Source organism: Desulfotruncus arcticus DSM 17038 (genome assembly GCF_900113335.1).
GTDB classification, from domain to species: Bacteria; Bacillota; Desulfotomaculia; order Desulfotomaculales; family Desulfallaceae; genus Desulfotruncus; species Desulfotruncus arcticus.
The window spans coordinates 101,904-124,833 of record NZ_FOOX01000005.1 but is presented as its reverse complement, the minus strand read 5'-3'; the positions used below and the strand labels follow the sequence as shown (position 1 = coordinate 124,833).

Sequence of the window (22,930 nt, the reverse complement as noted above, 5' to 3'; positions counted from 1 at the left end):
AGAGAGGGATTTAAAATGAAAGCAATACCTGTAGCAGATAGCGTTGGCATGGTTTTAAGTCACGATTTAACTAAAATAGTTTCGGGAAAATTTAAAGGGCCGGCATTTAAAAAAGGTCATGTGATTCAACCAGAAGATATCCCCGTATTGTTGTCTATGGGTAAAGACCATATATATATTTGGGAACCTCCCGAAGGTCATATCCATGAAAATGATGCCGCTTATAGAATAGCAAAAACAGTAATCGGAAACGGCATTGTCCATACAGAGCCACATGAAGGCAAAATCAGTTTTAAAGCAGATTACGATGGGTTATTCAAAGTAAATAAAAATGCCATTAACCGAATAAATTCAATATTAAATATGTGTTTTAGCACCTTACACAATAACTTTCCGGTCAATCAGGGAAAAACAGTAGCTGCAACCAGAGTAATACCTTTGACAATAGAAGAAAAAGCGGTTATCGAGGTAGAATCTTTAGCCAGGGAATATGAGTGGATTATTAAGGTAACAAAGTTTAAGCCGTTAAAAATTGGGGCTGTAATAACGGGCAATGAGGTTTATTACAAACGTATTGAAGACGCATTTGGGCCGGCTTTAAAGAAAAAACTGGATTCCTTTGGATATAGTATAGAGGAACAAATATATATGCCGGACGATATAAATAGAATTACTGATACAATTTTACAATTAAAGGAAAATGGAAAAGAATTAATTTTAGTTGCTGGTGGTATGTCAGTTGATCCAGACGATAGAACTCCGGGTGCAATTAAAAACACAGGTGCAAGCATAATAACTTACGGTTCTCCTGTACTGCCTGGTGCTATGTTTATGGCTGCAGAACTGGAGGGAACTATAATTCTGGGACTTCCAGCCTGTGTTATATACTCACCGTCAACTATACTAGACATTGTGCTACCACGTATACTTGCTGGTGAATTAATTAATAGAGAAGATATAATCCAATTGGGTGTAGGAGGCCTATGCCAAAACTGTGAAATATGCTTTTACCCGAATTGCGGATTTGGAAAGGGATAATTAATTATATTTAATTAAACTTTTCAGATTGTAGGGGTATTTCCTTATTTAGACAGTAAATATTATCTTATTTGATAAATAGAATTGAAGTTACCCATTACTGGACTAGCCCAAGTGCTTACTGGTCCCCTGATGAATGTGGTAGGGTAGGTTTATATACAACCCATTATTCAGCATCAAGTGCTGCTGTAAGTCAGGTTGATATTCATACAGGTAAATTGAATTGTTGAATTATGTACCTGTTTTTGAAATAATATTATTATGAATAGAGTTGAGGACATTTTATGAACTTCAAATGTAAAATATGGCTTTATAATAACGGTAAAGCTTTTGGTGAAGGACCTTACGATATCCTTAAAAGGATCAATAGGTTAAAATCTTTGAATAAAGCAGCTGCTGAAATACATATGTCTTATAGTCAGGCGTGGAACCTAATAAATACTATGGAAAAGCGATTAAACATCAAACTGATTAGACGTAAAACTGGAGGTAATTCAGGGGGAGGTTCTTATTTGACCCCGGAAGCTAAGGACCTGATGTTGAAATATGGAAATTTTATAGGAGAAGCTGATGAAATATTAAATAATTTGTTTAACAAGCATTTTGGTTAAAAGCTTTGTAGGAGTATATAAGTATGAAAAAATTAACTATTAGCATTACCTTATTGCTTATATTACTTATCAATACTGCATGCGGCAACATTAATAAACAAAGGCACGATGAAACAACCTTATGGAAACTTCTAAAATAGGCTATGCTTAGTTTAAAGTATTTATTTTTTAATAAAAATATTAGTTGTATTAATGATTAAATGTAGAGAATTGTTAACATGGCTTACATTTCTAAACAATTAATTCAAAGCATTGTCTATAGCGTTTGCTGGTTACACTTGAGATATGAAACTAGGTTTTCGCTGTAGACTTGTTTTGTTTATAACGTTCTATCTTTTGGGAGTTGATATAATTGAAGATTAGTGAAGCTCTTGATCTACATAAAGGAGATACGGTTACCGCCGTTGGTGGGGGCGGGAAAACAACTATTATTATCAAACTCGCAGAAGAGTTGGCCGGGGTGGGTTACAAAGTTGCAATTACAACAACGGTTAAAATGTACCTCCCTGAATCACTGATGGTTGTTCTGTCGGGGGAAGAAACTGATTTAAAGGTGGCTGTTGAATCACAACTTGGTTTGTTTAATTGTGTGGTCGTTGGTGGAGAAGTTAATAAAGAAGGAAAACTAACTGCTCTGACTGAAAATGAATTGGCACAGATCAGGTCAATAACAAAGTTGGATTATCTGCTTATTGAAGGCGACGGGTCTAAAGGAAAGCCCTTCAAAGCACCGCGTTGCCATGAACCTGTGGTTCCTGAATTCTCAACCTTAGTTTTGGTTGTTATTGGTGCTGAATGCATTGATCAACCGCTGTCTGAAAAATATTTTCACGCTTTGGAACAAATAAAATTATTGACAGGTTTAGATATGGGAGAAGTTGTTACAGAGAGAACTATTCTGAGGATTATGCTGCATAGCTTAGGTTATAAAAAAAATGTACCTGACAGTGCCCGGTGGACAGTCTTTATTAACAAAGTAGAGAATCAGAAAGACTTAAATAAGTCGTTCAGCCTAGCAGCTAAATTGGAAGCACAAGGTGTTAACAATGTTATTATCGGGGCCGCAGGTAAAAAACCTCCAAAAATTTATTATACATCATCGAAGAGGGTGTTAGATAAATGCTTAGAATAGATGCCATTGTATTGGCGGCAGGCTTATCGAGCAGAATTAGCCAAAATAAGTTGATGCTGGACTTATCAGGCCGCACCGTACTACAGCGCACCCTTGAATCAATTATGGCTTCTAATATAGCGGGGATAATCGTTGTCCTAGGAAACCAAAAAGAAATGATAATAGATACCCTAGCTAATTACAATGTAAAAACTGTTTATAATCCGGATTATACCATGGGAATCAGTTCCTCCCTAAAAAAAGGGATTGCTCACTTGCTCTTTCTTTACCCTGAAACCAGAGCTGCGGCTATCTTTCTGGGGGATATGCCTTTTATTAAAGTTTCAACAATTAATCAAATTATAGCTAAGTATAGTAGCTCAAATGGCCTAATAATCGCGCCGTCCTGCGAGGGGCAAAGCGGGCACCCAGTCCTTTTTGATAAGGCTTTATTTGATCGGTTGCTAAAACTTACGGGGGATATAGGGGCTAAAAAAATATTAAAAGAATATAGTGACGCTACTTACATGGTCGAAGTTGATGATACAGGAATATTCACTGACCTTGATACTTGGCAAGACTACCTAAAACATAAACATCTTATGTATGGAATACCGCCATTTTAACTAACTATACTGAAAAACTTTAAATCGTTAAAAAACTAATTAACCTGAGCTATCCGTTCTTTGTTAAAAGCTCGAAAGCTAAACCTTATATGCAATTAGTTTAATCGTTGAAATGTAGATAATTAGATTTTCAAACACATTTTTCTATTGATTATACTTGATATTGCCCAAAAATGCACTTTTCCACATGGATAAAACATAAATTAGAGCTTTGAATAGCCATGTTTCTGCAATAATAGAGCCAAAATCCTTTTGAACAGTTTTCTTATATACGAGGTATATTAATACCGGTTTCATACATGCTTAAGTATATGTGAAACAGATTCATTGGGAGGGGTTTATGTGATATATTTTGACAATGCTGCCACCACCTGGCCTAAGCCTCCGGAAGTACTGGACGCCATGCGCTATTGTCTTGAAGAAGCCGGAGCCAACCCTGGCCGGTCGGGTCATAAGCTGTCACTGGTTGCTGGAAAACTGGTTGATCGTACAAGACAGGCCATTGCCGATTTATTTAATATTTCTGATCCGGACAGGGTTATCTTTACCCTTAACGCCACAGACTCACTAAACATGGCGATACAGGGAATAACTGAGGCTGGGGACCATATTATTACCAGTTCTATGGAGCATAATTCAGTAACCCGGCCCTTGCACTGCCTTGGAAATAATATTGAAGTTACCAAAATACCATGTAACCAACAGGGATTAATTAACATGGAGGAACTGTCCAGGGCGATACGCTCTAATACCAAAGCGATAGTCATAACTCATGCCTCTAACGTTACCGGTACGATCATGCCCATTAAACTAATCGGAGAATTGGTGCGGGAAGCGGGTAAAATTTTGATTGTTGATGCTGCTCAAACAGCAGGGATTTTGGATATTGACGTTGAGGGAATGAAAATTGATTTATTAGCTATGCCCGGCCATAAAGGGTTGATGGGGCCTACAGGTACCGGCGTGCTTTACGTTGGCGAGCGGGCGGCATTTTTAAAACCGTTCCGCATGGGGGGGACCGGGAGTAAATCAGCGGTGGCCGGCCAGCCTGATATTTTGCCGGAAAAATATGAGAGCGGCACCTTAAATGCCGTTGGTATTGCCGGACTGGGTGCCGGCGTCGATTTTATCAAAAAAACCGGCCTGCAGCGGATAAGGGAGCATGAAAACCGGCTGACGAAGGCATTTATCGAAGGGGCTTCTAAAATTCAGGGCTGGAAAATGTATGGGACCTCAAAAGATGAGGTCAAGGCGCCGGTGGTTTCTTTTTTAATCGAGGGCAAAGACACCGCCGCTCTAGGCGGTGCATTGGACAAGTGGCATGATATTGCCTGCCGGGCAGGTTTGCACTGCGCGCCCGACGCCCACAGGACGATAGGTACATTTGAAACCAAGCTGGTTAGATTTAGCTTTTCATATTTTAATAAAATTGAAGAAGTAGATTATGCGCTCAAGTGCCTGAGCGATTTAAAAGAAAGGGACCTGTCGGAATTTAAGGGGGCAGGCTGCAGCTGTTAAAAAAAGGTCAGGGGACACCCCCCCTTCGGGGAGTGTCCCCAACGTACTCAATCTACTTTAACGTTGGCGTTGATCCAGTCAACTATGGTTTCGATAGTTGTTCCCGGGGTGAACAGCTCAGCTGCCCAACCGCCTTGCTTTAACGCCTTGACGTCAGCTTCGGGAATTGTTCCGCCGCCCATGACCATAATATCTTCGGCGCCATTTTCCTTCAGTAATTCACAGATTCTGGGGAACAAAGTCATATGGGCACCGCTAAGAATTGAAAGACCTACAACATCAACATCTTCTTGAATTGCCGCTTCCACGATTTGCTCCGGGGTTTGATGCAGTCCCGTGTAGACAACCTCCATACCGGCATCCCGGAGTGCCCTGGCAATTACTCTGGCCCCGCGGTCATGACCGTCCAAACCTGGTTTTGCCACTAAAACCCTTATTCTTCTTGCCATCTTAAATTCACCTCACTAGAAAGTCGGTTTTTCTTTATATTCGCCAAATACTTCCCGCAATGTTTGTACTATCTCGCCTTCCGTTGCGTAAGATCTTACACTTTCAAGAATATATGGAATTAGGTTTTCAGTTCCCTGGGCCGCCTTTTTCAGTGCGTCAAGGTTATCCTGAACCGTCAGGTTATTGCGTTCACGGCGTAATTTCTGCACATTTTCAATTTGCTTGCGCTCTATTTCCGGGTCAATGGTCAGGATTTCAAAATCTTCCAGATTTTCATCCGGATCTATAAATTCATTTACTCCAACTTGAATGCGCTGTTTTTTATCAATTGCCCGTTGATATTGATAAGCTGCATCAGCAATTTCCTGCTGGAAGAAGTTTTGATCAATGGCAGCCAGAACACCGCCACGGCGGTCAATTTCCTCGAAATAATTTTCTGCTTCCTCTTCCATTTTATTGGTTAACGCCTCAACAAAATACGATCCCGCCAGAGGGTCCATCACATTGGCGACCCCTGTCTCATAGGCTATGATCTGCTGGGTTCTTAAAGCAATATGAACTGCTTTTTCCGTTGGCAGAGCAAGAACCTCATCCATTGAGTTGGTGTGCAAAGATTGAGTTCCGCCCAAAACTGCAGCTAAAGCCTCATAGGCCGTGCGGACGATATTGTTTTCCGGTTGCTGAGCGGTTAAACTGCACCCGGCTGTTTGGGTGTGGAAGCGTAAAAGCCATGATTTGGGGTTCTTGGCTCCGTATTTTTCTTTCATCCTCCGGGCCCAGATGCGCCTGGCCGCCCGGTATTTGGCTATTTCCTCGAAGAAGTCAATATGTGAGTTGAAGAAGTAAGATAGCCTGGGGGCAAAATCATCGACATCGAGGCCTGCCTCTATACCTGCTTCAACGTAAGCAAAACCGTCGGCCAGGGTGAAAGCGAGCTCCTGAACCGCTGTTGATCCGGCTTCCCTAATATGGTAGCCACTAATGCTGACAGTGTTCCACTTGGGGACTTTTTTTGAGGCATATTCAAAAATATTGGTAATTAGTCTCATTGATGGTTCAGGAGGGAAGATCCATGATTTTTGGGCGATATATTCCTTTAAAATATCATTTTGTATTGTCCCGGTTAATTTTTCCGATGGCACGCCTTGTTTTTCGCCGGTGGCGATATACAGACACCATAAAATTGAGGCCGGGGCGTTGGTGGTCATAGAAGTGCTTACTTTGTCAAGTGGAATACCGTTAAATAATGTTTCCATGTCGGCAAGACTGTCAATGGCTACGCCAACCCTTCCCACTTCACCAAAGGAGCGCGGGTGGTCACTGTCATAGCCCATAATTGTCGGCATATCAAAGGCTACGCTTAAACCTGTTTGCCCTTTTTCCAAAAGAAACCTATAGCGTTGATTGGATTCCTCCGCTGTGGCAAACCCGGCGAACTGGCGCATGGTCCACAAACGTCCCCGGTACATATTAGGCTGGACACCCCTGGTAAAGGGATATTCTCCCGGGAAACCCAGGTCATTAAAATAATCAAAGTCTTTAATGTCTTCCGGGGTGTAAATATCATTTAGCTCCATACCGGAAACTGTTTCAAATTTTACGTCCCGGTCTTTGCGTTTAGATCTGGCAGCCTGCCATTTTTCTTTAGCGGCTCCTATTTCGTTAATATACTTTTCAGACATTAACATTGCTCCTTTCTGTCAAAAATTTTTGAAAAATCCGGTTGGCCTCCGTATATGGATCGATCTTCCGGTCGACCAAATCATCCAGCATTTGCTCTATACCGCCGTTTTGAGTTAATGAATCCCATAAGTAGTTGCTTAGATTTTCTTCGATCATTTCCATTACTTCAGCTTTTAGGCGCTCGCGAACATTAACCCGCAGTTCACCGCTGGCCCGGGAAGCTTCCAGATGTTGCTGAATCAAGGACCATAGCTCTTCTATACCCAGGCCGGCAAGCGTACTTGTTTCCACTACCGGCGGGCGCCATTTGCCATGGTAGCGCGGACTCATATCCAGCATTTGCTCAATATCAGTAACAATTTTTTTGGTATTGCCCAGGTCTGACTTATTGATAACAAAAATATCCGCAATCTCCATAATACCTGCTTTAATCGTCTGGATGTGATCGCCTGCCCCGGGAGTAAGAACAACCAGTGTTGTGTCGGCGTAATGCATAATGTCCAGTTCGCTTTGCCCAACACCTACAGTTTCAATGATGATAATGTCACACCCGTAAGCATCAAGAACCTTAACCACATCTTTAGAGGCGCGGGCCAGGCCGCCCAGGCAGCCTCTTGTGCCCATGCTGCGGATAAAAACGTTTTTGTCCAAAGCATGCTCCTGCATGCGGATTCGGTCACCAAGCAGTGCCCCGCCGGATATCGGGGAAGTTGGATCTACGGCGATAACACCAACCTTTAATTCGTTATTTCGTGCCTGCTTAATTAATACATCGGTCAGTGAACTTTTGCCCGCTCCCGGCGAACCGGTGATGCCGATGACGTGTGCGTTGCCTGTGTGCGGGTAAATCTTGCTTAAAAGTTCACGCTTACCTTCTCCTTCATTTTCAATCAGAGAAATCATTTTTGCTGCTGTACGCTTATTCCCCTGAATTAGTTTACTGACCTCCAACATATTTTTCACCCGCTTTAATATTCAATGCCTTTCCTGGCGGCAACCCCTTGGTAATAAGGATGCTTAATAAGGGAAACCTCACTTACTAGGTCGGCATGATCGAGTATTTTTTTAGGAACATATCTGCCGGTTAATATCAACTCAACATGGTCCGGCTTGGTCTTAATCATTTCTAATACATCATCCAGATCAATAAGATTAAAATCAAGGGCTACGTTGATTTCATCCAGAATCACCAGATCATAATGGCCTTCCTCTATAACTTTTCGCGCAGTAGCCAAACCCTGTTTGGCCAGATCTATGTCGGCCTGTGATGGGTTCTCTTTGCTGACAAACGTCTCAAGGCCGCTTTGTATAATGATCAGGTTGGGTAAATATTTTTCCGCAGTCTGTATTTCTCCATAATCCTTACTGCCTTTCATAAATTGAAGCATAAAGACTTTATATCCATGACCAATAGCCCGTACAGCCTGGCCGAGTGAAGCGGTCGTTTTGCCTTTGCCGTTACCAGTGTAAACTTGAACCAAACCCTTATTTAACCGGGGTCGGGACACGCCGAACACCTCCCTCCATGCTACTTTAAAAAATATATTTATAGAATAAGCAAAAAACATGCCTTAAAAAAAGAGTATTATAAATAATAAAAAACCCTTAATGAAGATAAAAAGGGTTTTGAATTCAGGTATGTCCTTTAAGAGTTTAGGGTCCGGGATTGCCACGTCGCTTCGTTCCTCGCAATGACATTTACGGAGCCCCCAGGCCTTAAACCACAAATATTACAGGTATATATCTTGTAAGTGATCGTTGACAGGTGTCATCATTCAGTATATCCAGACCACCGGAAAACAAATAGCGTATGAGTATATAATTCTTCTAACCGTTAGGATTTGTAAAACCTTTTTTTGAAAAATACATAAAAGATAGGACCAACTACCAGGAACCAGCCAGCAAAGAAGCCCCACATTAATGCTTCAGCTTTATTTCGACCATTCCTGTATGCGTCAAGTCCCACCCAGATACCTGATACAACCATGGCAATAATTATCACTCCATTAAAAAAAACAGCCAGAATTTTTAAATCGTGCTCCGTCAATGCTTTTCCTCCTGAATAATATCCCACCTGGGGCATCTCGCTCCCCAGCGGCCGATGACCTTTTCTTCCTCGTAAATTTCAGCAATTTCGCATGCATTGGGGCATCCGTTGCATTCAAAGCTACCGGTGCGGTAATTAAGGTCTGAGATTAAAAAGCCTTTAAACATTGTTTTTTTATTGGTGGATTGGATTTCTTCACTAGCCAACATGGCTGCTCCTATAGCCCCCATTACATCGTAATGGGGCGGCACCATAACCTTCATGCCCAAGGCCCTTTCAAAAGCGGCCTTAATGCCTGCGTTGGCGGCAACACCGCCCTGAAAAATAACCGGAGACAGTATATCTTTACCTTTCCCCACATTGTTTAAATAATTGCGCACCAGTGCTTCACATAAGCCGTTAATTATATCCTGCAGCGGGTGTCCCATTTGTTGCTTATGGATCATGTCCGATTCCGCGAAAACAGTACAGCGCCCGGCAATTCGCACTGGATTGGTGGAACGCAGGGCGAGTGATCCGAATTCAGCAATAGGTATGCCCAGACGGGAAGCCTGTTGATCCAGAAATGAACCGGTTCCGGCAGCGCAAACGGTATTCATGGCAAAATCAACGACTATACCGTTGCGAAGGATAATTATTTTGGAATCTTGCCCACCGATTTCAAAAACGGTTTGAACTCCGGGCACAAAAAAAGATGCAGCAACGGCATGGGCTGTAATTTCATTTTTAATTACATCCGCCCCTACCATTACTCCCGCAAGATAGCGGCCACTGCCTGTGGTTCCGACACCGCAAATTTCTACATTATCAGTAAGACTTTTGGTGATTTCTTTAAGTCCGTATTGTATGGTCTGAACAGGCCGACCTTTGGTGCGTAAATATAAGTTGGCCAGTACATCTCCATTTTCATCCTGTACGACGACATTAGTGCTAACAGAACCAACGTCAATTCCAAGATAGGCTTTCATAACGTCACTTCCTTGTAGGCTTTCAGATGATCATTGGTCATGAGCTGCTCGCCAAGAGCAATTTTTTTCTTTTCATTAAATCTACAAATGCTTCAAGGCGGGTAACCATTCCTGCTTTTCCTGTTTGCTCGTCCAGGAAAAAAGTTAATACAGGGATGTTATATTCTTTACTAACAGATGTTAATATGGTCCGGGCTACTATTTCAGGAATACAGGTAAACGGGGCCATTTGAATTACTCCGTCAAAATTTCTTTTGGCATAAAGAATAGTATTGCCAATCGAATCCCTGCCATGTCCCCCGACCAGTTCGGGCAGGTAAGGTTCCGCAGCTTCTTTTACGGTCATTCCTTCGACCGTTTCCTTCCAGGTATTGTCCCTGGTCCACCCGGTTAAAAACATGGATCTTTCAACTTCTACTCCCAAATTGCCCAGTGTTTCCTCAATTTCAAGATTGCTGGCCGGTTCAAGCAAAACATAAATTTCGCCCACTATCCCGACTTTTAAAACAATACGCTCCGGATTTTGCGGTACTTTACTTAAATCATCTAACGCGGCTTTTTCAGCTTCAACTATTTGATTGGTTGTATAAGCTTCATCAACCCATTCCAGAACCTTTTTATAGGTTTTAGTCGTGGCCCCAAAATGAGTTTCCCGGGGGCGGATAATATGTGTGGCCTTTTCCAGATTATCCAGAGCTTGCAGCTTGCGCCACGCTCTTTTAATGCATTCAATTATTGCCTTGATAGACAGCCTGGCAGGATTAAGTTTATAAACGTTACGGATGAAATTAAAAGGATATAATCTGGGCGGTTCAAAAACGATCATTTCAATATTATAACCAAGATCATGAAGAATTTTTTTGTGCAGCTCTGCATAAAGGCCGGCTCTGCACGGTCCTACGCCACCTGAAGTGACGATCATATTGGCACCCATTTCAATGGTTTCCAAATAAGTACCCATAAGAATTTTTAGTGGGAAACAAGCAAACTCAGGGGTGTGCTGAACCCCCAGGTTTAAGGTTTTTCTGCTGGGGCGGGGAGGCAGTATTACCTCATTGCCCAAGTCGTTTAACAGCATTTTAAAAGTGCGATATGATTCTCCCATGTGAGGAAAAGTGACGCGACGCATTTATCGTTCACTCCTTTTTTTGCGCCTGACCATATCAACAAAAGCTTCAAGCCTTGTTCCCATGCCTGCTTCGCCGCTGTGTTCGTCTATGGAGAGGCTCATAAAGGGAATACCGTTGGTACCGTTGTCAAATTGGATAAATTTATCTACAATGGAGTCCGGTCCGCAGCCAAAAGCTGTTAAGTGGATAATACCATCCAATTTATTTTTCTGTTTGGAAAAATAACGGGCAGCTCGCAGCGTCCTTTCACTAAAAGTCCAGAACAATCTCTTGCCTGTATTGCAGCGCTGAAGTTTTAGAGTGAGGGATGAAAGATTGTCCGAAGTAACTACATTAACTCCCATACGCCTTAATTTATTTACGATATCAACACTGATATAGAGGTCATGAATTATATATGGATATCCTACAATGGCAAAATTAAGTTGTCCGGGCTGCGATACAAGCATGGGCTTCTTATTATTAAAAATCAAATCAATAGCTTCCGGTGGCTGTAGTCCTTTGCGTAAATATTCTTGATATATCTTTTGAATACGCTTGGCCTTAAAATATGCTTTTATTATCTGTCCCGGTTTTTTATTAAACAGTTGGCCCACAGAGTAATAAGCTGAAAATATTGCATGTAATTTTTTTCTGGTATCAATACGAACGTCAATGACAGTGGGCATGTTTTCCATGCCAAAACGGATCATATCCGGAAGACCCAAAAATTTGGGACAAAATACGGTTTTTTTGTTTAAACAAACAATACGGGGGATAAACAAAAAATCCACTTTGTCTTTTAATGACAAGGCATGACCAAAAAAGACCTTAACGGGAACGCATGCATCCGCCAATGCTTCCCGCACACCGCCGTCCAATAGTTTTTTTGTTGTTTTGCCTGAAGTTACAACCTGTAAACCCAGTTCTTCGAAAAAAACCTTCCACATGGGGAAGTAAACATAATAAAAAAGGGCATTAGGTATACCAACGCGAATCAATTAATATCTCTCCAAATTTATAAATTATGAAAGGATAGGTGTTATTTTTAATATATTCATTTTCTATATTCTTTTTCCATGAAAAAAATCCTTTTGTGAATATTCAAACTACGCAGGGCGTTGCATTTTGCTGTGGTATGATTTATTTTAAGATATATTTGGCTAAGGAGGTTATAACGTGGCTTTTATGAATCTGAAGCCTGCTCATCAAACAGCTTTAAAGGAATTTTACAATATTGTTCCGGAAGCCGTTGCCGAAAAAGCGCTGGTGGAATTTGATGCTGTTGAATTATTTTTTAAAGTACCTTATTTGGGGAAAAAGTATAAAGTATATCATCCTGAAGGACAAGTAGTATGTGAGAACGGAGGGGAAGTGCAGGTTACAGACCAGATTGTTTTGCTGCATTACTTGACTCATTGCAGCAACAGGGTGCTGGAAGGATCAAAAATTGCATTTCAGGAGCTGACCAGTGGTTCGATTTATATTGGCCCATTTACCAATAGGTCTGTAAGGCCGTTGGTTGCAATATTTGGTGAAAATCAAGAGAAGATAGTAGAAGCTGCTAAATTATTGGGCGGCTGGAAAGAAGATCTTGGTGACGTTGCTGTTACGGTGCCGGTATTGCCCAAAATTCCAATTACTTTTGTATTATGGGAAGGTGATGATGAATTTCCACCTTCGGGCAATGTTTTATTTGATGCTTCAGCTTCCAGTCATCTTCATACAGAGGATTATGCTTTATTGCCTGGGTTGGCCTTATGGGAAATGAAGAAGTTAGTTAAAATGTGAGGTGCCATAAATGCAAGAAAAAAAACTTTCATCTGAAAATATTTATGCCGGCAAAATTATGACGGTTAAAAAAGATCAGGTAATGCTGCCGGACGGGCGTCAAGGGTTTAGAGAAATTGTTGAGTTAAGTGATGCGGTGGCGGTCTTGGCGCTTAACGATAACAATGAGGTGCTGATGGTAAGGCAGTTCCGTTACCCTACCGGAGAGAATCTGTTGGAGATTCCGGCCGGCAAGGTAGAAAAGGGTGAACAACCTTTGGATTGCGCCAAGCGGGAACTGGAGGAGGAAACCGGCTGCCGTGCTGCAGTTTGGAAGGAATTATGCTATTTCTTTACTTCTCCCGGTTTTTGCACGGAAAAAATATATTTATATTTAGCCGGTGAACTTTCAATGCATGAGACTAAATTTGATCAAGATGAGTTTATTGAGATTGAAACGGTTAACGTAAATGATGCTTTGGAAATGATAAGAAATGGTAGCATTAAAGATGCTAAGACAATTATAGGTATTTTATTTTTATCTAACCAGGCCGGTCAAGTTTGTAATAAATGATTTTATTGTCTTCAATGCGGGCTACATAAGGCCCGTTGTGCAGATGTTCAGGAGTTTTGAACAGCACTTTGTCGTCGATCCTGATTTGGGCGTTATGTAAACCCAGGGTAATTATATAAGATTTGCGGTTGTTATTTACTCCCGCATGGATAAAACCTGAACAATTACCCATAATAATTATGTTGCCACCGGCCACGACTTCCGCTCCGGGATTAACATCCCCGAGAATAGTGATATGCCCTTCATAAGCAACTCTTTGTCCCGAACGCAAGGTTCGTTTAACAAGTAACGCCAGTTCTCCTGCCACAGGCATGTTGGTAGATTTTATGGGGGATTCTGGCGTTTTTGTGTTATATCGTTCCCTGGGCGATGGCACATCGGCGGAAGGGATCAGGCCGTAGCCCTGACAAATTGCCTCTAGTTGGCTTTTTTCTTCTGGATAAAGGTTCTTAACACCATGCAGGGTAAACTTGGCACCAGAGAAAAAACCACTGGCTTTTTCCATCTTAAAAATTAATTCGGATTTCATTTCATCAAAATTTTTATTAGGGTCAAGTAAAATGGCCAGACCCTGTCTTGTCCCCTTGATATTGATTGCTTCTTTCGCCAAAAGAACTACCCCTTTTCCAAAATCTGCATACTTATTTCGATATGAGGGACTAATTTTCCTCCTTTTTCTTACAAGAAAACTAAATCTTAAACCGGTAAAGATTTTTACGTTTGCAACAAAAGTGTATCCGAATGTGACATTAATGTAAAAAATGAATTAATTAAGACTATCTGTGACTTCATTTATATTTTTAAACAAATTCAGGGCTGTACAGCTTGTTTTAGACTTGTTAAAATATTTTTACAAGTCTAAAAATTTTGAGGTGATGTGGGTGTTTTATCCGGAGGACATGCCAGAAGGTAATTATTCGCCTGAAAAAATTTTAAAAACAATTTTTGAGAATAGTAATGAGGGGCTTTTAGTTATAGGTGAAAATGGTAAAGTATTGCAAATTAATGATTCACTTGCTTTAACATTAAAATCTTCTCCGGATAAAATGATTGGTAAACCACTGACAGACGTATGTAAGCATAGTGGTTTACGAAAATTGATTAAGATTATTAAAAATGGTGTTCCTGAGCTTGGAAAAATAGATAGTATCGACGGCCGAAGTTTTTTAGCTGATTACTTACCTATAAGGAATAATCAGCATATTCAGGGAGCACTGGCTAAAATTAAATTTTTAAACCCCGAGCGTAACGAGAATCAGGATCTAGATGAACATACCACCAAAGCCAAAGCCACAAAAAAGCAAGCTGCAGTTTTTTATTCTGTTGACCAGATCATAGGCAGCAGCCCTCAGTTAATGGATCTAAAGGAAACTTTACTAAAGGTTGCGCCACGTAATTCAAACATTTTAATTACGGGTGAAAGCGGCACCGGAAAGGAACTATTTGCCCAGGCCGTTCATACTGCCAGTTTGAGGCGGTCCGGACCTTTTATAAAAATAAATTGTGCCGCTATACCAGACACACTATTGGAATCGGAATTTTTTGGTTATGAAGAAGGTGCTTTCACCGGTGGTAAAAAAGGCGGGCAGGTCGGTAAACTGGAGCTGGCCAACAGCGGAACTGTTTTCTTGGACGAGATAGGAGATTTGTCCTTTGCCTTGCAAGCAAAACTGCTTAGATTTATACAGGAAAAAGAAATTCAAAAACTTGGTGCCGGTGATGCAAAGATATCAGATGTACGGGTTGTTGTGGCTACAAATGTCAATTTAGAACAAATGGTAAAATATAAAAAATTCCGCGAAGATTTATATTACCGGCTGAACGTTGTTAATTTCTCCATTCCGCCGCTTAGGGAAAGGAAAGAGGAAATATTTGAACTTGTAGAGTGCTTTCTTGAAAAATTCAACCGCTTGTTTGGGTTTCAGGTTACAGCTATTTCGGAAGAAGTTGAGGCAGTGTTTTTAAAATATTCCTGGCCGGGAAATGTTCGTGAATTAGAAAATGTTATCGAGCGTGCATTTAATGTAATCGAAGGTAACGTTATAGAAAAGCAACATTTACCGTCACATTTGATTACTTTATTGGAAAGTGATAACCAGGGGACAGGAAAATCTGTTTTTCAGCAGGAAAATGATTTGGGAATAACTTTTTCCGAAGGGCAAACGCTTGAGGAAATCATGAACCGAACTGAAAAACTAATTATTATCCAGGCTTTAAAAAACAGTAAGGGAAACAAGGCCAAAGCTTCTCAGATGCTTGGTATTTCGAGGCCTGGTCTCTATAAAAAACTGGTTAAATATAATCTGGCATAAACAAAAATAATTCAAAAAGCTTACACGCTTAGTGTAAGCTTTTTTCTTTTTTTAACAATTAAAAGCAGCAAATTGTAAAAACAAGTTAACGCTTTAAGAAAACGAAAAGAAATTCAGAAGTTAAGTTAACCCGTTTAAACCCGTATACGGCATTTCGGATCGGATATTTTACCGCTCGGGGGGTTGAATTGAGCGTTTGCCTGCTAATTGCAACCAAAATTGATTAAACAATAAGAATATTCGGCCAAAAGGAGGGGGAAGACGTGGACTTTTACTTAACTAAAGACCAAAAAATGATCAGAGATGTTGTAAGGGATTTTGCAGAACAAGAAATTGTCCCGCGGGCTTCAGAAATTGATAAATCAGGACAATTCCCTTTAGATATTGTAAATAAAATGGCAGAGATGGATCTTATGGGGTTGCCTTTTCCGGAGGAGTACGGGGGAGCAGGTGCTGATTATACAAGTTACTGTTTGGCAGTGGAAGAAATCACTCGCGGATGCGGTTCAACCGGACTAACATATGAAGCTCATATATCCCTGGGCTGCATGCCAATTTTTCTTTTCGGTACGGAGGAGCAAAAGAAAGAGTATTTAGCTCCACTGTGCCGGGGAGAATGTCTTGGTTCTTTTGGACTTACAGAACCGGAGGCCGGGTCAGATGCAGGAGGTACAAAAACGACCGCAGAGCTGGATGGAGATGAATGGGTAATTAATGGCAGCAAGTGTTTTATTACTAATGCAAGCTACGCCAAGTATGTCACTATAACAGCATTAACTGATAAAACAAAAGGTAAAAAAGGGATCACGGCCGTAATTGTTCCTACAGATACTGCCGGTTTTACAATTAGAGCAGGCTACGAAAAAATGGGTTTACATGGCTCAAATACAACGGAGCTTTTCTTTGATAATGTTCGTGTACCTAAAAACAATTTAGTTGGAAAAATCAACGAGGGTTTTAAACAATTCTTGAAGGTGCTTGATGGAGGAAGGATTGCCATAGCCGCGATGGCAGTCGGATTGGCGCAGGCAAGCCTTGATGCTTCTGTGAAATATGCACAGGAACGGGTGCAGTTTGGGAGAAGTATTTCAAAATTTCAAGCTATCCAGTTTAAGCTTGCCGATATGGCAACTAATATAGAATTAGCGAGATTAATCTACTTAAAAGCGGCATGGCTAAAGGATCATGATCAGCCTTACAGTAAAGAAGCAGCAATGGCTAAGCTATTTGCATCTGAAATGGCTACCAGGGCGGCGTTAGAAGCGATTCAGATACACGGCGGATATGGTTATATGAGGGAGTTTCCAGTGGAAAGGTATATGCGGGACGCCAAACTACTGGAAATTGGAGAGGGAACCTCTGAAGTTCAAAGATTGGTTATAGCCAGGCAATTAGGCTGTTAACACGTACTGTTGAAATTTATGGAACACCGGCCCTCGAAGCACAATTTTCAGGGTAGTTGCGGCACCGGAACTCATAACCAGTGCCGCCCAACCCGACATACGGCAGGTGATAAAATGGGTGGAATCCGCAAACATAAGGAAAACTACATACCTTTAACGGGGATTCTCAGCCGGAGTCAAAAAAATTTAGCCCAAGAGGCAATTGTGTGGTTGCTATCAAAACGTATGCATACTTTGGCCGGCATTGCTGAACATTTTGGTATGCCTTTGGAGGTTGTTGCCGGAATAGTAAATGAAATGGAAAAAAGAGGCAGGGTTTGCAAAGAAGAGCAAGGTTTTAAGCTTCTAAGGTAGGGGTGATGTGCTTAAAAATTAAAGAAAGAATTGGACAAAAAAAAGGTTTTTCAAAAATATTTCAGAATATTATAAACAGACAGATTATTCTAAATCAAATAAATAAAGGAGGTCACTTAGTGAAAGCGCCAGATTATGAAATAGGGAAAGTTACTATTGGGCAGCTTGTAAATTTAATGGCAGATAATCTTGGAGACATGCCGGCGGTTATGTATCCTCAAAAAGAGATCAACTTGAATTACAAACAATTTAAAGATGTTTGCAACCAGGTTGCCAAGGGATTAATGGCTTTGGGTATCCAAAAAGGTGAAAATATTTCGATCTGGGCCAACAATGTTCCGGAATGGATTTATGCCCAATTCGGCAGCGCTAAAATGGGTGCTGTGCTGGTTACGGTTAATACAAATTATCGCTCTTTTGAGCTTGAATATTTATTAAAACAATCAGATTCAACCACAATTATTCTGGTTAATGGTATCAAACAACCAAATGAGTATGTTGATATAATGTACGAACTATGTCCGGAATTAAACAACTGTGAACCAGGTAAATTAAATTCAGCAAAACTGCCCAAGTTAAAAAATGTTATTTACATTGGCAGTGAGAAGCTGCCCGGAATGTACAACTGGGATGATTTGGCGGAGTTGAGCAAGGCAACCAAGGATGAAAAATTATTTGGCAGGGAATCGTCTTTACACCCCGATGATGTTATTAATATGCAGTATACATCCGGCACTACGGGTTTTCCCAAGGGTGTCATGCTTACTCATACCAATATTATTGGCAACGCGCAAAGCATGGCGGAATGTCAAAATTTCACCCCAAATGACTGCCTTTGCATTCCGGTACCATTTTTCCATTGTTTTGGCTGCGTAATAGGCACGTTGGTTTGCCTTGTTTCAGGTGCAACTATGGCACCAGTGGAATCATTTAACGCTAAAGCAGTGTTAAATACGATACAGGAGTGTAAGTGTACGGCTGTTCATGGAGTGCCCACCATGTTTATAGCTGAATTGGAGGAAATGGAAAAAAATACTTATGATACCTCTACTTTGCGTACGGGGGTTATGGCCGGCGCCCCTTGCCCCATTGAAATTATGAAGGCAGTTGTAAACAAAATGGGGGCAAGCGAGATTTGCATTACTTACGGCCAAACGGAAGCTTCTCCGGGTATTACCATGACCAGGTCCTCCGATCCCATTGAATTGAGGGTTAGTACTGTAGGCAGGGCATTATCCAATGTTGAAGTTAAAATTGTTAACCCGGAAACAGGAGAAGATCTGCCGTTTGGTGTTCAGGGAGAGTTGTGCACCCGGGGATACCACGTTATGAAAGGATATTACAATATGCCGGAAGCCACTGCCCAGGCGATTGACAACGATCAATGGCTGCATACGGGGGACCTGGCTGTTATGGATGAAAACGGTTACTGTAAGATAACCGGCAGGTTAAAGGACATGATTATTCGTGGCGGTGAAAACATCTATCCGCGCGAGGTTGAAGAATTTTTATATACCCATCCACAGATAAAAGATGTGCAGGTGGTCGGTGTTCCAAGCAGGAAATATGGTGAGGAAGTAATGGCTTTTATCCAAATTAAACCTGGCGAAACAATCAGTGAAGATGATATTAAAGAGTTTTGCAAGGGTAAAATTGCCAGACATAAAATTCCTGCGTTTATAATGTTTATTAATGAGTACCCTACTACAGCCAGTGGTAAAATTCAGAAATATAAACTGCGCGATATAGCGATTAAGGAACTTGGCCGGGAAGAAGACGCAGAAATTGAAACAGCTTAATGGTTTTTATGTCAACATATAAACAATTGTTTACACTTTTTGCGTTTTTGATTATTGCTTAATTATTTATAAACTAAATGTATTTTTCGTAAACATTAGCTTTGTATAACAATATAAAATGGCTTTGGCGAGGCTCCATGTATGCGGTAATTGCTGACTTTTGTAGTTTTCTGAATAGTGGCTAATTTTTTGCAATAGAGACAATAGCGAAAAGAGGGAATATAAAAACTATGTTCTCAGTATTAAATCTACTATTAAAAGGAGGATAATCATGGGAAATATGCTGGATTATGATAAGACTTACGCGGAATTTAAGTGGGATGTACCCGAATATTTCAATTTCTCCAGAGATGTCCTGGACAAGTGGGCACAAGACTCCGATAAGCTTGCTATCTGGTGGGTTGATGATAATGATAATGAAGTTAAGCAGACATACGCCGGCCTATGTCAAAGGTCCCGCCAATTATGTAACGTTCTGGCTGAACAAGGGGTTAAAAAGGGTGATGTTGTTGTAGTAGTAATGCCCAGGTTGCTTGAATGGTGGGAAATTAATGCCGCTTGCCTGCGGATGGGTGCCGTAATTAGCCCCGGGACCACTCAATTAACGGCTAAAGACTTAAAGTACCGGTTTGAATCTTCTGAGGCGGTTTGTGTAATAACCGACGAGGATATCGCCCCCAAAGTGGACGAGGTACGCAATGAATGCCCTAGTGTGAAAAGCTTTATTTTGGTTGGTTCCAACAGGGAAGGCTGGAGTAATTACGAAGATCTTATTAGTGGTGCTTCAGATCAGTTTGAAGCTGCGAATACGCGCTCAGACGATAACGCTATTTTATATTTTACTTCCGGGACTACAGGGTATCCCAAAATGACTGTACACACCCAGGCCAGCTACGGGATTGGGCACCAGATTACCGGTAAATACTGGCTTGATTTAACTCCGGATGATTTGCACTGGAATCTTTCCGATACCGGTTGGGCTAAAGCTGCCTGGAGTAGCGTTTTCGGACCTTTTAATTGTGGTGCTGCGTTATTTGTTCATCACACTCCGCGGTTCGATATTAAGAAAACTCTTACAAATTTAGAGAAATACCCAGTAACAACACTTTGTGGTCCTCCTACGGCATACCGTATGTTTGTCCTGGAAGATTTGTCCAAGTATCAATTTAAAGCATTGCGCCATGTTGTAGCCGCCGGGGAACCGCTAAATCCTGAAATCATTGATACCTGGGAAAAGTTTACTGGTTTAAAAATCAGGGATGGCTATGGACAAACCGAAACTGTATGTCTATGTGGTACGTTCCCGTGCTTGGAAGTAAGAGCCGGTTCGATGGGCAAACCGTCTCCCGGCTTTATAATTGAAGTTGTTGACGATGAAGGTAACATTCTGCCCAGAGGTCAGGAAGGCGATATCGCTATTAAAGTAGTACCTGAAAGGCCTGTTGGTTTGTTTAAGGAATATTGGAAAAATCCCGATAAAACAGCTTCATCTTACAGAGGTAACTGGTATATAACCGGTGACCGTGCCGTTAAAGATGAGGATGGCTATATGTGGTTCGTTGGCCGCGCTGACGATGTAATTCTCGCGTCCGGCTATCGTATCGGGCCTTTTGAAGTTGAAAGCGCATTGATTGAACACCCGGCTGTTGCTGAGTCAGCCGTTGTATCCAGCCCGGATGAAGTTCGTGGTGAAGTGGTTAAGGCATTTGTAATTCTGGCACCGGGTTACCAGGGCTCGGATGAGTTAGTTAAAGAACTGCAGGATTATGTTAAGAAAGTTACTGCACCATATAAGTACCCGCGTAAAATTGAATTTGTTGAAGCTCTCCCTAAAACAATCAGTGGTAAGATCCGCCGCATTGAGTTGCGCGAAAAAGAATGGGCTAAGAAATAAACGTCGTCATATTAAAGGCTGCTGTTTAATAAAACAGCAGCCTTTTTCTATGTATGCAGGCATGTTTGCCGGGCCGATGGGTTGAAAGAAGTTCTGTCTTGTAACGTTAAAATTTTCAGGAGAGACAACCAGCAGCCAAGGGATAAGTGGGAGCACTGAAATTTTTAGCAAATGAAAATTTTTAAGCAAAAAGTATTGACGATAATCCAAAGTTGAAATAACTTAATAATATAAACTGACTGAACGTTCAATCAGTTTTGGGGTGGCGAATGTCGAAGAAAAGAACGAAGGGGTGATGCCCCCGTACACTTGTCCATTATTGTAGACATATAAAAGTAGCGGGATGGGTTCCCGTATTAAAAGGCCCGGTCTTAAAGCTTGTTAAAAAACTTATTCCGCTGTTTACAGAATTAGTTGCAGGTTGGTATGTTTTTTGCAAAATCATGTGATAAAATTGATGGGGATGTTTCACTTGTTTTTAAGATAATACAAACCCCAGCCAACTAAAAGGAGGAGTAAGTTTTGATTTTTAAATTATCAGAAGAACAGGAAATGATTCGCAAAACAGTACGGGATTTTGCGGAAAAGGAAGTTGCTCCCAAAGCTGGGCCGATGGATGAAGCCGAGGAATTTGATTATTCTTTATGGGATCAGATGGCCGAAATGGGTCTTACCGGTATTCCATTTCCAGAGGAATACGGCGGAGCCGGGATGGACAATCTTTCTTATGCTATAGCTGTTGAAGAATTATCCAGGGTATGTGCATCTACAGGCGTGTTGATTTCAGCCCATACCTCTTTGTGTTCCTGGCCGATTTATTATTTTGGTACAGAGGAGCAAAAGCATAAATATATTGAGCCTCTTGCCAATGGTGAAAAAATTGGAGCACTTGGTTTAACTGAACCCGCAGCTGGATCTGATGCCGGCTCTGTAAAAACAACCGCTGTGCCCGACGGTGATGAATATATTTTAAACGGAAGTAAAATCTTTATTACCAATGGGGAAAAGGCTGACATATATGTGGTTATCGCTTGTACTGATAAGACCAAAGGCAGTAAAGGAACTTCTGCATTTATCGTAGAAAAGGGGACTCCTGGATTTACCTTTGGTAAAAAAGAACACAAAATGGGAATCAGGGCTTCTTCAACTTATGAGCTGGTATTTGAAAACTGCCGGGTGCCTAAGGAAAACATGCTTGGGGAAGACGGCAAAGGTTTTAAAATTGCTTTAATGACACTGGATGGCGGAAGAATAGGGATTGCCTCCCAGGCGTTGGGAATTGCGCAAGGAGCCTTTGACGAAGCGGTTAAATACAGCAAAATCAGGGAGCAGTTTGGTAAATCAATTAGTTCCTTTCAGGGTATACAATGGATGTTGGCTGATATGGCTACCCGTATTGATGCTGCCAGACTTCTTGTTTATCGCGCAGCTTATTTGAAAGATAACGGCCAGCCTTACAGTAAAGAATCGGCGATGGCTAAATTATATGCCTCAGAATGTGCGATGTGGGTAACAACCAAGGCTGTGCAGATATTTGGTGGTTATGGTTATACCAGGGAATACCCGGTGGAACGTATGATGCGCGACGCAAAAATAACGGAGATTTATGAAGGTACCAGTGAAGTGCAGCGCATTGTTATAGCGGCAAATGTTTTAAAATAAC

The 22,930-nt window shown here is 41.3% G+C and carries 22 protein-coding genes; 13 read left to right on the top strand and 9 right to left on the bottom strand.

The genetic code is table 11. The features are described 5' to 3' along the window. Positions 1-15: 15 nt before the first annotated feature. From BM056_RS08605 to BM056_RS08585, 5 genes are all read left to right on the top strand, one after another. On the top strand, positions 16-1,038 hold the full coding sequence (locus tag BM056_RS08605) for a molybdopterin-binding protein (RefSeq protein WP_092470719.1): 1,023 nt from the start codon (positions 16-18) through the stop codon (positions 1,036-1,038). 284 nt (positions 1,039-1,322) lie between these two features. Continuing rightward, positions 1,323-1,649 carry a winged helix-turn-helix domain-containing protein gene (locus BM056_RS08600; RefSeq protein ID WP_092470717.1) on the top strand — a complete coding sequence of 109 codons (327 nt, stop codon included), beginning with the start codon at positions 1,323-1,325 and terminating at the stop codon, positions 1,647-1,649. A 352-nt stretch (positions 1,650-2,001) separates the two neighbouring features. Beyond that, on the top strand, positions 2,002-2,781 hold the full coding sequence (gene yqeC / locus BM056_RS08595) for a selenium cofactor biosynthesis protein YqeC (protein WP_092470715.1): 780 nt from the start codon (positions 2,002-2,004) through the stop codon (positions 2,779-2,781). After that, positions 2,769-3,386, top strand: a complete 618-nt coding sequence (locus BM056_RS08590; protein WP_092470713.1) for a nucleotidyltransferase family protein — start codon at positions 2,769-2,771, stop codon at positions 3,384-3,386. Before yqeC ends, BM056_RS08590 begins: the two co-directional genes overlap by 13 nt. A 342-nt stretch (positions 3,387-3,728) precedes the next feature. Then, positions 3,729-4,904, top strand: coding sequence for an aminotransferase class V-fold PLP-dependent enzyme (locus tag BM056_RS08585; protein ID WP_092470711.1), 1,176 nt, complete (start codon positions 3,729-3,731; stop codon positions 4,902-4,904). A gap of 47 nt (positions 4,905-4,951) precedes the next feature. Here BM056_RS08585 and icmB read toward each other — a convergent pair whose 3' ends face one another. The 8 genes from icmB to BM056_RS08545 form a co-directional block, all read right to left on the bottom strand. Beyond that, positions 4,952-5,353 carry a coenzyme B12-dependent isobutyryl CoA mutase small subunit gene (gene icmB, locus BM056_RS08580; RefSeq protein ID WP_092470709.1) on the bottom strand — a complete coding sequence of 134 codons (402 nt, stop codon included), beginning with the start codon at positions 5,351-5,353 and terminating at the stop codon, positions 4,952-4,954. Positions 5,354-5,368: 15 nt separating this feature from the next. Further along, on the bottom strand, positions 5,369-7,036 hold the full coding sequence (locus BM056_RS08575) for an acyl-CoA mutase large subunit family protein (RefSeq protein ID WP_092470707.1): 1,668 nt from the start codon (positions 7,034-7,036) through the stop codon (positions 5,369-5,371). After that, positions 7,029-7,991 (bottom strand): methylmalonyl Co-A mutase-associated GTPase MeaB, encoded by a 963-nt coding sequence (gene meaB / locus BM056_RS08570; RefSeq protein ID WP_092470705.1) that lies wholly within the window; start codon positions 7,989-7,991, stop codon positions 7,029-7,031. The genes BM056_RS08575 and meaB overlap by 8 nt, the downstream gene beginning before the upstream one ends. A 14-nt stretch (positions 7,992-8,005) precedes the next feature. Next, positions 8,006-8,545, bottom strand: a complete 540-nt coding sequence (gene cobO / locus BM056_RS08565) for a cob(I)yrinic acid a,c-diamide adenosyltransferase (protein WP_238456371.1) — start codon at positions 8,543-8,545, stop codon at positions 8,006-8,008. 326 nt (positions 8,546-8,871) lie between these two features. Beyond that, positions 8,872-9,084: a hypothetical protein gene (locus BM056_RS08560; RefSeq protein WP_092470701.1), complete on the bottom strand. Its 213-nt coding sequence runs from the start codon at positions 9,082-9,084 to the stop codon at positions 8,872-8,874. After that, positions 9,081-10,052, bottom strand: coding sequence for an acyl-CoA dehydratase activase (locus tag BM056_RS08555; RefSeq protein ID WP_092470699.1), 972 nt, complete (start codon positions 10,050-10,052; stop codon positions 9,081-9,083). Before BM056_RS08555 ends, BM056_RS08560 begins: the two co-directional genes overlap by 4 nt. A 37-nt stretch (positions 10,053-10,089) precedes the next feature. Beyond that, a complete protein-coding gene (locus tag BM056_RS08550; protein ID WP_092470697.1) occupies positions 10,090-11,181 on the bottom strand; it encodes an acyl-CoA dehydratase activase-related protein in 1,092 nt (363 codons plus the stop codon). Beyond that, positions 11,182-12,162 (bottom strand): acyl-CoA dehydratase activase-related protein, encoded by a 981-nt coding sequence (locus tag BM056_RS08545; RefSeq protein ID WP_092470695.1) that lies wholly within the window; start codon positions 12,160-12,162, stop codon positions 11,182-11,184. A gap of 187 nt (positions 12,163-12,349) precedes the next feature. On the opposite strand from BM056_RS08545, the gene BM056_RS08540 reads away from it, so the two are divergent. Then, positions 12,350-12,952: a DUF3786 domain-containing protein gene (locus BM056_RS08540; RefSeq protein ID WP_238456384.1), complete on the top strand. Its 603-nt coding sequence runs from the start codon at positions 12,350-12,352 to the stop codon at positions 12,950-12,952. 10 nt (positions 12,953-12,962) lie between these two features. Beyond that, positions 12,963-13,505, top strand: coding sequence for an NUDIX domain-containing protein (locus tag BM056_RS08535; protein WP_092470691.1), 543 nt, complete (start codon positions 12,963-12,965; stop codon positions 13,503-13,505). Here BM056_RS08535 and minC read toward each other — a convergent pair. Then, positions 13,474-14,115 carry a septum site-determining protein MinC gene (gene minC / locus BM056_RS08530; RefSeq protein WP_165613441.1) on the bottom strand — a complete coding sequence of 214 codons (642 nt, stop codon included), beginning with the start codon at positions 14,113-14,115 and terminating at the stop codon, positions 13,474-13,476. The genes BM056_RS08535 and minC overlap by 32 nt on opposite strands. A gap of 289 nt (positions 14,116-14,404) precedes the next feature. Between minC and BM056_RS08525 the strand changes: the two genes are divergently transcribed. The 6 genes from BM056_RS08525 to BM056_RS08500 all read left to right on the top strand — a co-directional run bounded on the left by BM056_RS08525 (position 14,405) and on the right by BM056_RS08500 (position 22,929). Beyond that, the gene (locus tag BM056_RS08525; protein ID WP_165613440.1) at positions 14,405-15,817 is read left to right on the top strand and encodes a sigma-54 interaction domain-containing protein; all 1,413 of its coding nucleotides are present in this window, start codon (positions 14,405-14,407) and stop codon (positions 15,815-15,817) included. 263 nt (positions 15,818-16,080) lie between these two features. Then, on the top strand, positions 16,081-17,220 hold the full coding sequence (locus tag BM056_RS08520) for an acyl-CoA dehydrogenase (RefSeq protein WP_092470686.1): 1,140 nt from the start codon (positions 16,081-16,083) through the stop codon (positions 17,218-17,220). 9 nt (positions 17,221-17,229) lie between these two features. Next, positions 17,230-17,574 carry a hypothetical protein gene (locus BM056_RS08515; RefSeq protein ID WP_165613439.1) on the top strand — a complete coding sequence of 115 codons (345 nt, stop codon included), beginning with the start codon at positions 17,230-17,232 and terminating at the stop codon, positions 17,572-17,574. A gap of 176 nt (positions 17,575-17,750) precedes the next feature. After that, entirely contained in the window at positions 17,751-19,373 is a 1,623-nt protein-coding gene (locus tag BM056_RS08510; protein ID WP_207648166.1) for an AMP-binding protein, read from the top strand. A 271-nt stretch (positions 19,374-19,644) separates the two neighbouring features. Then, positions 19,645-21,267 (top strand): AMP-binding protein, encoded by a 1,623-nt coding sequence (locus tag BM056_RS08505; protein ID WP_092470681.1) that lies wholly within the window; start codon positions 19,645-19,647, stop codon positions 21,265-21,267. Positions 21,268-21,789: 522 nt separating this feature from the next. Then, positions 21,790-22,929 (top strand): acyl-CoA dehydrogenase, encoded by a 1,140-nt coding sequence (locus tag BM056_RS08500; protein WP_092470679.1) that lies wholly within the window; start codon positions 21,790-21,792, stop codon positions 22,927-22,929. The last annotated feature ends 1 nt before the right edge of the window (position 22,930 follow it).

What these genes read in the sequence shown, in the direction of transcription:
- BM056_RS08605 (WP_092470719.1), top strand. Translation starts at nt 16, where the DNA reads ATGAAAGCAATACCTGTAGCAGATAGCGTTGGCATGGTTTTAAGTCAC.
- BM056_RS08600 (WP_092470717.1), top strand. Translation starts at nt 1,323, where the DNA reads ATGAACTTCAAATGTAAAATATGGCTTTATAATAACGGTAAAGCTTTT.
- BM056_RS08590 (WP_092470713.1), top strand. Translation starts at nt 2,769, where the DNA reads ATGCTTAGAATAGATGCCATTGTATTGGCGGCAGGCTTATCGAGCAGA.
- icmB (WP_092470709.1), bottom strand. Translation starts at nt 5,353, where the DNA reads ATGGCAAGAAGAATAAGGGTTTTAGTGGCAAAACCAGGTTTGGACGGT.
- BM056_RS08575 (WP_092470707.1), bottom strand. Translation starts at nt 7,036, where the DNA reads ATGTCTGAAAAGTATATTAACGAAATAGGAGCCGCTAAAGAAAAATGG.
- meaB (WP_092470705.1), bottom strand. Translation starts at nt 7,991, where the DNA reads ATGTTGGAGGTCAGTAAACTAATTCAGGGGAATAAGCGTACAGCAGCA.
- BM056_RS08555 (WP_092470699.1), bottom strand. Translation starts at nt 10,052, where the DNA reads ATGAAAGCCTATCTTGGAATTGACGTTGGTTCTGTTAGCACTAATGTC.
- BM056_RS08550 (WP_092470697.1), bottom strand. Translation starts at nt 11,181, where the DNA reads ATGCGTCGCGTCACTTTTCCTCACATGGGAGAATCATATCGCACTTTT.
- BM056_RS08540 (WP_238456384.1), top strand. Translation starts at nt 12,350, where the DNA reads ATGAATCTGAAGCCTGCTCATCAAACAGCTTTAAAGGAATTTTACAAT.
- BM056_RS08535 (WP_092470691.1), top strand. Translation starts at nt 12,963, where the DNA reads ATGCAAGAAAAAAAACTTTCATCTGAAAATATTTATGCCGGCAAAATT.
- BM056_RS08525 (WP_165613440.1), top strand. Translation starts at nt 14,405, where the DNA reads ATGCCAGAAGGTAATTATTCGCCTGAAAAAATTTTAAAAACAATTTTT.
- BM056_RS08510 (WP_207648166.1), top strand. Translation starts at nt 17,751, where the DNA reads ATGGCAGATAATCTTGGAGACATGCCGGCGGTTATGTATCCTCAAAAA.
- BM056_RS08505 (WP_092470681.1), top strand. Translation starts at nt 19,645, where the DNA reads ATGGGAAATATGCTGGATTATGATAAGACTTACGCGGAATTTAAGTGG.